The sequence below is a fragment of the Rhodoblastus acidophilus genome, assembly GCF_025961575.1.
Classification (GTDB): Bacteria; Pseudomonadota; Alphaproteobacteria; order Rhizobiales; family Beijerinckiaceae; genus Rhodoblastus; species Rhodoblastus acidophilus_C.
In genome coordinates, this window is the sequence record NZ_JAOQNX010000034.1 from 42,599 (window position 1) to 52,668 (window position 10,070).

General features: G+C 61.5%; 8 protein-coding genes and 2 pseudogenes. 3 read left to right on the plus strand and 7 right to left on the minus strand.

The window, feature by feature from the left end; all coding sequences use genetic code 11:
* Window positions 1-347: 347 nt before the first annotated feature.
* The 4 genes from M2320_RS19675 to istA all read right to left on the minus strand — a co-directional run bounded on the left by M2320_RS19675 (window position 348) and on the right by istA (window position 5,036).
* Window positions 348-1,558, minus strand: a protein-coding gene (locus M2320_RS19675) for an IS3 family transposase (protein ID WP_425540697.1) whose coding sequence is annotated in 2 segments (ribosomal slippage) — window positions 348-1,282 and window positions 1,282-1,558 — 1,212 coding nt in all. Because the reading frame shifts where the segments join, the coding sequence is not laid out codon by codon here.
* 530 nt (window positions 1,559-2,088) lie between these two features.
* On the minus strand, window positions 2,089-2,277 hold the full coding sequence (locus M2320_RS19680) for a hypothetical protein (protein ID WP_264598736.1): 189 nt from the start codon (window positions 2,275-2,277) through the stop codon (window positions 2,089-2,091).
* Between the two features lie 429 nt (window positions 2,278-2,706).
* Entirely contained in the window at window positions 2,707-3,537 is an 831-nt protein-coding gene (gene istB, locus M2320_RS19685; RefSeq protein ID WP_264598737.1) for an IS21-like element helper ATPase IstB, read from the minus strand.
* The gene (gene istA / locus M2320_RS19690) at window positions 3,534-5,036 is read right to left on the minus strand and encodes an IS21 family transposase (protein ID WP_425540698.1); all 1,503 of its coding nucleotides are present in this window, start codon (window positions 5,034-5,036) and stop codon (window positions 3,534-3,536) included. The genes istB and istA overlap by 4 nt, the downstream gene beginning before the upstream one ends.
* Before the next feature lie 760 nt (window positions 5,037-5,796).
* Between istA and ltrA the strand changes: the two genes are divergently transcribed.
* Entirely contained in the window at window positions 5,797-7,125 is a 1,329-nt protein-coding gene (ltrA, locus tag M2320_RS19695) for a group II intron reverse transcriptase/maturase (protein ID WP_264598744.1), read from the plus strand.
* Between the two features lie 179 nt (window positions 7,126-7,304).
* Window positions 7,305-8,257, plus strand: a pseudogene (locus M2320_RS19700) (IS256 family transposase); the annotation flags it as partial.
* A 60-nt stretch (window positions 8,258-8,317) separates the two neighbouring features.
* Here the strand turns inward: M2320_RS19700 and M2320_RS19705 are convergent.
* The 3 genes from M2320_RS19705 to M2320_RS19715 form a co-directional block, all read right to left on the minus strand.
* A complete protein-coding gene (locus M2320_RS19705; RefSeq protein ID WP_264598745.1) occupies window positions 8,318-8,470 on the minus strand; it encodes a hypothetical protein in 153 nt (50 codons plus the stop codon).
* 180 nt (window positions 8,471-8,650) lie between these two features.
* Window positions 8,651-8,869, minus strand: coding sequence for a hypothetical protein (locus M2320_RS19710; protein ID WP_184429999.1), 219 nt, complete (start codon window positions 8,867-8,869; stop codon window positions 8,651-8,653).
* Window positions 8,870-9,096: 227 nt separating this feature from the next.
* Window positions 9,097-9,630, minus strand: coding sequence for a hypothetical protein (locus tag M2320_RS19715; protein WP_264598746.1), 534 nt, complete (start codon window positions 9,628-9,630; stop codon window positions 9,097-9,099).
* Window positions 9,631-9,936: 306 nt separating this feature from the next.
* Between M2320_RS19715 and M2320_RS19720 the strand changes: the two are divergent.
* Window positions 9,937-10,070: pseudogene (locus M2320_RS19720) on the plus strand (biotin-independent malonate decarboxylase subunit beta); the annotation flags it as partial.

Genomic DNA, 10,070 nt, shown 5'->3' on the forward strand with positions numbered 1-10,070 from the left:
AATGTCGATCTCATCGTATTCGCCGATTAATTCCAGGTCGGCGTCCGCCGACACGGCGCCGCCGCAGAACGCGCAATGCGTTGGCCGGTGATCGCGGATTTCGTCGGGATTGTCGGCGAGCCGGCGATTGTGAGGCTCATGGCCGGGCTTCGCCCCGCCAGGCCGAGAATTTTCACGCTTCTCTTTCCTGTCGGTCGAAAGGCGGCTTCGACGAAGTGCGCGAGGTTTTGTCGGGCCGCTGAAGTTGCAGCACCAAGTCGATCAACTGCTCTTTGAAATGGACCCGCGAAGCGGGACCGCTTGATGCGATTTCGTAATTGGAAGCCAGCCGCTCCGGATTTTTTTTATCACGCAGCCAAAGGCTTTGTCTGCTGCTGTGGGTGTGGGCATGTGGTCAACGCGGCAGCGTTGTCCATCATGTCCACAGCCTTCTCCGCCGCCATGCCTTCGTGCCAGACCACCATCGGCGGCCGGTGGCCGAGGGATTGGTGAAGGCGGCGGTTGTTGTAGAATTCGATCCAATTGCCGAGGCCGGCCTTGGCTTCGAGTCCATCGGCGTAGCCTTTGAGGTAGAAGTCCTCGTGCTTCAGCGAACGCCACAGCCGCTCGACGAAGACGTTGTCCATCCACCGGCCGCGGCCGTCCATCGAGATTTTGATCTCCGCCGCCTTCAGGGCGCCGGTGAAGGCGGCGCTCGTGAACTGCGAGCCCTGATCGGTGTTGAAAATCTCCGGCTTGCCGAAGCGCGCCAGCGCGTCTTCCAGCGCCGCCACGCAAAAGGATGCGTCCGCCGTATTGGAGATGCGCCAGGACAGCACCGCGCGCGTCGCCCAGTCGATGATCGCGACGAGGTAGAGAAAGCCGCGACCGATCGGCAGATAGGTTATATCGGCCGCCCAGACGTGGTTGGGCCGCTCGATTTTCAGGTCGCGCAGAAGATAGGGGTATATCTTGTGCCCCGGCGCCGGCTTGCTGGTGTTCGGCTTCGGCCCCAGCGCCGCGATCCCCATCTGGCGCATCAACCGCTGCACGCGCTTGCGGTTGATCGTCTCGCCTTCCTCCTTCAGCATTCGCGCGATCCGGCGCGAGCCGAGGAAGGGCCAGGACGTGTACATCTCGTCGATGCGCCGCATCAGCGCGAGGTCGTTGTCGTTGGCCGGTTTTTTCGGCCGATAGACGCCGGAGCGCGCAACACCCAACAAGGCGCATTGCCGGCGGACAGACAGCTTCTCGTCGGCGCGGTCAAGCAGGCCTCGACGGTCCGGCGCGCTCATCTTCCGGACCTCTTGGCTAAAAAATCGCGCTCTACAGTGAGTTGGCCGATTTTGGCGTGGAGTTTCTCGATCTCCTTCTCCCGCGTCGCCTCTGCGTCCACGCCGACGCTGGCGTCAAACGCCCGCGCCGCATTTTCCAGTAACTGCTTCTTCCAGGCGTAAATCTGGTTCGGGTGAACTTCATAGCGCTGCGCCAGGTCCGCAATCGTCGCCTGCTCGCGCATCGCCTCCAAGGCGATCTTCGCCTTCAACGCCCCGTCAATCTTGCGTCTCGTCTTCTTCATCGTCCGCTCCGTTTATCAAACAGAACGGCTCGTTTCCAACTTAACCGCCGGTCCCAAAAACGGGGTCCATTTCACTTTGCTGAGCTGCTGCAAACCACTGCGATCCATGCCGACATGGATTCAGAGTTTCTCAAGCCTGGCAAGAGCCCCGCAAACGCCTGCGCCTTGCTACGTCAAAGCGCAAAAGAGGCCTGGGTAATTACCATTCCCAAATGGCGGCGGGGCGGGTGTGAGGCTAAAGAAGGGGCTTTGACACATCGCAAGGCAAGGCGACGTTACGGCAATTACTGACTAGATGCGGCTTGCATCACGACGACCGCACGCTAACTGGCCCGCTTCATCCCGCTCGATTGATAAACGCTGAGGATAACGGAAATGGAGCTGAGGCGATGGCGCGATGAACCAACTGCACATGCTTTAGAGTTCGCCTTGATCGCCTGCCTGCTCGCCGTGATCGCCCTATCATTGCTCGCGGCGCCGGGCTAGAATTTGAGGTCTAGCACAGCGCCGTCCTGCGAACGTTTCGAGGCTCAAGCAGCGCGTTTTGTCTCGCCGGCCTCCTGGAGGATGAGGAGCTTTTCTAAGTTGGCCTTGGTGACCCAGAGCCGGGCGAAGGATTCAGCGTGTTGTTCGTCTCGCGGTGCAGTCGCATATCCCTGGTTGAATTCTGCGATGGCGTAAAGCACCTCTATAAGGGCTCGTTGCAAGTGCTCATTCATGACGAATGCCTGACTTCGGCTGGTGTTGACTGAACCCTACAGAACACCGCAGGGCAGGAACTGAAGCGTTGTTCAACTGGCGTGAAAACCTAGCTGAACCGGCGCGTTGGCCAAGGTTCAAGGGGTTAATCCGTCGTTTAACGTGTCGATCGGCCGCAGACAGCCGCCATCGGTAGCCCAAATGGGCCTTACCAGCGTGTGGGTGATCTGCACGCGCGACGGCTGCAAAAGATCGGTCGCGCTCGAATGGGACAAGCTCGGCCTTCACGACGATCTGCCGTTCTCCGAAATTGGGGGCGGTTGTAGCGCGACAATCTGGGTGAGAGGCGCGCGACAATCAAAGTGAGAATCCGTAGTCGCGGCGACGCTGATCATTGCGGCGTTGATTGACGCGCGCAAGCGGATTTTGTCGCTGATTGTCGCGGCGCGTCATTCGGCGAGTTCGGCTTCAGCGAGATTTGCAGGCGTCGCCTGGCTTGCCGGTCGACCTGGCCCGCGCTTGCGTTCGAGCGCATGGCGCCGTCGATAGCTTTCGACATTCATCTCGAAGATGATGGCGTGGTGGACGAGGCGGTCGACCGCGGCGAGCGTCATGGCGGGATCGGGAAAAACCTTTCCCCATTCGCCAAAGGGCTGGTTGGCGGTGATCAGCAGGGAGCGCCGTTCGTAGCGGGCGCTGATCAGTTCGAACAGGACGCTGGTTTCGGCCTGATCCTTGGTGACATAGGCGAGGTCGTCGAGGATGAGCAGGTCGAAGCGGTCGAGCCGATTGATCGCCGCCTCCAGCGCCAGATCGCGTCGCGCGGCTTGCAGCTTTTGCACGAGGTCGGTCGTGCGCGTGAACAGGACGCGATGACCGTTCTCGATGAGGGCGAGGCCGATGGCGGACGCCAGATGGCTCTTTCCCCCGCCGGGCGGCCCGAACAACAAAAGATTGGCGCCCTTTTCGAGCCAGGCGTCGGCTGCGGCGAGCGCCATGACCTGCGCCTTCGAGATCATGGGCACGGCATCGAAGGCGAAGGTCTCCAGCGTCTTGCCGGGTAGAAGCTTTCCTTCGGCGAGATGACGCTCGATCCGGCGCCGATCGCGTTCGGCCAGTTCGTGCTCGGCGATGGCCGCCAGGAAACGCGCGGCTGGCCAGCCCTCCTTGTCGGCGGTCTCGGCGAAGCGCGGCCAGAGGGTCTTGATGGCCGGAAGGCGCAGCTCGTTGAGCAGGAAGGAGAGCCGGGCGGCGTCGATGGACGTGTGCGGCGTGTTCATGCGGCGTCTCCCATCAACTCTTCATAAGCCTGAAGCGGCGCGAGTTCGACGGCGACCTCCGGCAGCCGGGCGGGATCAGGCGCAAACCGTTCGCGCAAACGTGCGAGATCGGGCAGTTCGCCGCGCGCCAAAATCTCGTCGAGCGCCTCGGCGAGTTCGGCCTCGCAGCAGCGCTCATGGGCGAGCGCGAGGAGATCGACCGTCGTCCGGCATGCCTGGCGTTCCGGCAGTCGCTCCATCAGAACATCGAACGCGCGCCGGAACGCCTGCCGTGGAAAGAGCTGGTCGCGATAGACCAGATTCCTGAGCGCCATCGGCTTCTTGCGCAGCGAATGAATGATATGGCGGTAGTCGACGACCTGGCCGCGCTTGCCGGGGGCGGCGCGTCCGCGCGGCAAGGTCTCGATTTTGGAGCTGCCGAGAAAGAGTTCGAGGCGGTCGTCATAGAGCCGCACCCGTAGCCTGTGCCCGATCAGGCGCGATGGCGCGGTGTAGAAGACGCGGCGCAGGATGAAGCCGCCGGAGGAAGTGACATAGGCGCTGTCTTCCTCGTAGTCGCAGGTTCTGCGCGCGGGCAGCGTCTTCAGACAAGCGCGCTCGGCCTCGATGCGCTGGCGGTCGCGTGCGTTACGGCGGCTGACGACCTCGTCGATGAAGCGGCGGTAGGCGGGAAGATCGGTGAAGTCGCCGCTGCCGCGCAGCAGCAGCGCGTCGGTGACGGCGCTCTTCAAATGGCCATGGGGACTTTCGATCGAGCCGTTCTCATGGGCCACGCCTTTGTTGTTGCGCGTCGGCGTCATGCCGTAATGCGCGCACAGCTCGTCGTAGCGCCGGGTGAGATCCTCGTGCGCGTCGGGACAGAGATTGCGGAAGGCGGCGGAAAGACTGTCGCTGCGGTGCTCTTCCGGGGCGCCGCCCAGCGACCACAGCGCGTTCTGCAAGCCTTCGGCGAGCGCAGAAAAACTTTCGCCGCCGAGCACGACATGGGCGTGTTCAAAGCCGGAATAGGCTAGGCGAAAGTGATAGAGCCGGTGGTCGAGCGGCTCGCCGGCGATGCTGACGGTGACCTTGAGATCGCCCATGGCGGTGAAGTCGGACAGGCCGACCCGGCCGGGCTCATGGGTTTGACGGAAAATCACCTCGCGCTCGGCGCCATGCAGCGCGCGCCAGGTGCGGATGCGCCGCTCCAATGTGCGCCGCACGCCGCGACCCAACTCGGGATGCCGGCGGATCAGCTCGTCGAAGATTGCGATGGACCGCAAGCCCGGCGCGGCTTTCAGCATTGGCACGACCTCCTGGTCGAAAACCTCGGCCAGGGGATCGGGCCGGCGCCGCTCGCGCGGCTCCTTCTTGGCGGAGGGCAGACGTGGATCGTTCTGGATGCGATAGCCGGAAGCCTGGCTGATGGACGCCTTTGCGGCGGCGACCGCGACCGTCTCGGTCTGACGGAACTTCATGAAAAGCCTCATCTGGTGGTCGGTGACGTGGCGGCCGGGCACAAAGCGATTCCTCCTGCGGAAAAATCCCTTCGTTACCCAGCCGGCTGCGACCGCCGGAAGGCTTTCGAAAAAACCCCTCGCCGTGGGGGCGTGACTGCGCTCGGCCTAAGGCCTCACTCCGTCACGCCCTCACGGCGATTCTCATCCTGATTGACGCGCCGTTCTCAGCTTGATCGTCGCGGGACAGGGCGGTGCCGGTTCGTCTGTTCCGGATGCGGGTCCAGGCGGTAAGCATGACGCCAGATTGGCGTGAGCTATGGCGGAAAACTGGGGTGCGCCCCGAAGGCGCGTGTTGCTTGTGGAGGGAGATTCCACCCGGAGAGTTGTCGATTGATCTGGTAGCTGACGAGCGGTTCGGCTGGGTAACTGGCGGGATCGGAGCCTCGTGACAAAGGCCGCCCTGGGCGGTTGAGCGATCCAGCGGGCCGTAACGCGAGTGAAGTCTGAGCAGGCCTCGAAAGATCCGATGCGGACGCCGACCCACCCTCAGTTTGGGGAAGGCCGTGCGGACAGGGAAGCAATCGACACATGCACCTGTTCGGTCCGCCGGGGTAATGGACACGGCACGTTGGAAGGGCAACGCGGGTAATCGGGGGAGACCCATCTGATCGGGGGTCGCGGCTTCAACAGCGCATGAGGCGTTGGATCAGGTGGGGGTCGGACAGGGTCGTACTACCATTGAGGCCGGGTAACGCCGGCGGAGGAAAGGGCCCTGACTTCTGGTGTGCTTTCGAAGATGGAGAGGAAAGGGTGATTGGCGATGAGCCTTGAAACGCCCGAAAAGATCAGGACCCTTCAGAGGAAGCTCTATTGTAAGGCGAAGACGGAACCCGCTTTCCGCTTCTACCTGCTCTACGATAAGGTTTACCGCGAAGATATCCTTCGCCACGCTTATATGCTGGCTCGCGCCAATGCGGGGGCCTCAGGCGTGGACGGGGTGACTTTCGAGCAAATCGATGCGTCGGGCGTAGAAGCTTGGCTGTCGGGTTTACGCGAGGAACTCGTTTCGAAGACGTACCGGCCCGATCCGGTGCGACGGGCGACAATTCCGAAACCGGGAGGCGGCGGCGAACGCCCGCTCGGCATTCCAACAATACGGGATCGGGTTGTTCAGACCGCCGCCAAGCTCGTGCTGGAGCCGATATTCGAGGCGGACTTCGAGGATAGCGCATACGGCTATCGACTGCGACGCAGCGCGGTCGATGCGGTTAAGGAAGCGCACCGGCTGATCTGCCGGGGCTATACTGACGTGTTAGACGCTGATTTGTCGAAATATTTTGACACGATCCCGCATGCGGCCCTTCTTAAATCGGTGGCCCGCCGCATCGTCGATCGGCATATGCTGTGGCTGATCAAGCTATGGCTGAAAGCGCCGGTCGAAGAACGGGACGGCGACGGAACGCGGCGTATGAGCGGCGGCAAAAGCAACGGCTGCGGCACTCCGCAAGGCGGTGTCGCAAGTCCTTTGCTCGCCACGATCTACATGAACCGCTTTCTGAAGCATTGGCGTCTCACCGGATGTAGCGAAGCATTCCAAGGTCACGTTATCTCTTACGCGGACGACTTCGTCATACTCAGCCGCGGACACGCGGATGAGGCTCTGACGTGGACGAGAGCGGTGATGACGAAGCTCGGGCTGACGCTCAACGAGGACAAAACCTCGGTGAGGAACGCCCGGAAGGAAAGCTTTGACTTTCTTGGCTACACGCTGGGACCACGCCATTTTCCCAAAGATGGTCGTTGGTATCTGGGCGCGAGCCCATCCAAGAAGAGCGTGCAAAGGATCAAGCTGAAAGTCCACGACATGTTGTCCCCGGGCAACAAGAGCGCATGGCCTGAAGTGCAAAAGCGACTGAACCGCCTTCTGGGCGGCTGGTCGGCGTATTTCGGCTATGGCGCTCTCGCTGCGGCGTATCGAGCCGTTGACGATCACGTCTATGACCGAGTGCGCAACTTCCTATGCAAACGACATAAAGCGCCAGGGCGCGGCACCAACCGGTTCTCACGGGAGCACGTCTACGGAGAGCTGGGAGTGCTGCGTCTTCGAAGTCGCGGGCGCGGCTTGTCGCCGGCGTGTGCCCTACAATGAAGCCAGTCGGAAAGCCGAATGCGGGAAATCCGCACGTTCGGTTTGATGAGCAGGGAGGGGAAACGGGGCGCAATATGCTACCGCGCCTCTCTCTGACTCTACTGATGACGGCGTGAGGAAGGCGGCGTAACGGGGTTGGTGACCAAACCTGCCCGAACCTCCCGAAGGAGCGTTACGCCATGAATGAGAATAAAGTCGTCGTCCTGCGTCAGAAGAGGAAATCGACGATCCGCTCACCGAAATCTTGCGATTAGGAGCCAAGCGGCTGATCGCGCAGGCGGTGGTTTTATTGCGGACCATGCGGACAAGATGCTGGCGGATGGCCGGCAGCGGGTTGTTCGCCACGGGCATGATCCTGTTCGTCAGATCCAAGGATCGGGCCGGTGGAGGTGCAGAAGCCCAAAGCCCGTGACCGCGGCGCGGCGAGCGAAAGCGAACGCATCCGCTATTCCTCTGCGATCCTGCCGCAATGGGCGCGGCGCACCAAGAGCCTCGACGCGCTGCTGCCGGCGCTCTATCTGCGCGGCGTTTCAGCCGGCGATTTTCAGGACGTCCTGGCGGCGCTGCTCGGCAAGGATGCGCCCAATCTCTCACCGTCGGTCATTTCGAGGCTGAAGCGCGAATGGGAGGACGAATATCAGCGCTGGCAGAAGAGAAATCTCGCCGCGCGCCGGTACGTCTATCTCTGGGCCGACGGTGTTTATCTCCAGGCGCGCATGGAGCCGCAGGCCGAATGCATGCTGGTCGTGATCGGCGCCACGCCGGAGGGCAAGAAAGAACCGGTTGGCTTTCAGGCCGGCTTTCGCGAGAGCGCGCAGAGCTGGAAGGAGCTGCTGGTCGACCTGAAGGCGCGCGGCCTGGCGTTGGCGCCGGAACTCGCGGTCGGCGACGGCGCGCTCGGCTTCTGGAAGGCGTTAGAGGAAGCGTTTTCGACGACGCGGCATCAGAGGTGCTGGTTTCACAAATCAGGAAATGTTCTCAAAAAGTTGCCGAAGTCGCTTCAGACGGCGGCGCACCAGGATCTGCGCGAATTCTGACTGGCGCAGCCGCTTCTGCGACGGCTGAGGCTCGGCGCCGGCCAGCCCGGCGCAATCCTCGATTAGGGACATGCTGTGGGGCGGGCCGCCATCGCTTCTACCCGGCGAACATAGGGTCTAGGTCCAGACACACAATAGCCCTCGTTCGTGAGAGCTCATCTCGTGGCCATGATCTGGAGATCGGTGAACCACTTCCGCATCGTCTGATCGTTTCTGATGGCCTCAAGCACCACATCGGCCGTCATCTGGAGGTGCGCCGCCAGCGATTCGCCTGCGCGCGCGCCGTCCCGCGCGAGGGATACGTCCATCAGGGCGCGATGTTCGCCTTCAAGGTCCCGAGCTTCCCATCAATGCTTCCGTTAGGCACCGCGCAAGTTCCCCGCGAATCTTCAATCGGCTGGAGGCCTCGAAACGACGTCGCGGCTATCGCAATGTCCAACCCGACTGGGCGTTCTGACGAACGTTACTTTGCCGCGGGGGCTCTTTTTTCACCCAAACGTCTGGCAATCGGAATATCCCTTGAGCCAATCGAAAAATTCATCTGCCGAAATATTCAAGCCCCCGGGGCCTTCAATTCTAATGATCTCGCTTCCTTGGCGCTGCAAAGCGCGCGCATGGATCAGCGCATTCAACTTCGCCTCAATCGCTGGGCTTCGTTGTTCAGGTTGTCGCGCGAGACTGAAATAAACAACAACCCAATTGGACATCTCGGAGCGTTCCCTACCCCAACGGGACTACATCACGGCGTCGTCGCGATCACAAGCCTGAGAATTCAGCAGGTCGCTTTGGGATCAGATCATGGGCTAGTCAAGCTTCGTTGGCTCAGAACGCGCCGCTGCAGCCTCGACGGAGATCGCCAGCTCGTCTGCGGCGGAGTAGACGCGCCGCAGGAAGGCGAGCGCACTTCAAACTTTACGGCCGACGCGTTCGAGCGCTATGCGCGGCCAGAAGCCGAAAACGACTTTTCGCCTTCGCGCTCCACCGCTGCCAGCAAGCCATCGCGAAGGGACATAAGGTCATACGGCATATGGCATATGCCCGATTTTGGAAACCGCTCGCGCAAGGCCTCAAGTTCCTCGAATGTGGCGAAGACGAAGGGAATGCCGCGAGCATGCAGCGCCTCTGCCACGGACAAGAAATCTCTACCGGTCAGATCAGCGTCGACGTAGGCGGCGTCAATTATCGGTTTGGCGGCCAAAAAATCAAGTGCAGCCTTGACGGACCTTGGATGCCCGACAACTTCGGCCCCCTCGTTCTCCAGCGCATAGCAAAGCGCTTGGTTGAGCATGAAGTCGCCTGCGACGAGGAAGACTCGCCTCTGCTGCAATGAAGAACCCATGATCGCTCCCGATGGAAAATATTGTTGTCGCTCCCGCTTCGCTGGCAGGCGCGCCGACGGCTTTGTGTCTTTTCCTGAACTTTCGTGCAGCGCGCCAGTTCCTTGGGCGATGCGCTCCTTTGATTGCAACAGTCTTGTATTCCGTCGGTTCGCTCAGTTGCCGAATCCGTTGGCGCCGAAATCGACGCCGTCTGCCTGCCCGCCCATTGTATCGGCCCTGTCCAAACCGTTGGCCGATTGCTGCAATATTTCGAGAAAAACGAGGTGTCGATATTCTCCGACCGTAGACTGGGCCGCAGCAGCAATGGTTCACCCTTGGCCCTGCACAGCTGATGTGGATCGACGAATCATCGACGCTATATTGCGGCGCAAGTCCTCCAGCTTCACGGGCTTATGCAGAAGTTCGAGGCCACAGGATGCGATCTGTGACATTCGCTGGGCGGCGCCGTCGGCGAGGTGCATGGCGCGAAGATTGTCGGCCTGCTGGAGCGCGCCCTGGACGAGCGTCCGGCCGCCGTGCTGCTGCTGGTCGAATCCGGCGGCGTTCGGCTGCATGAAGCCAATGCGGG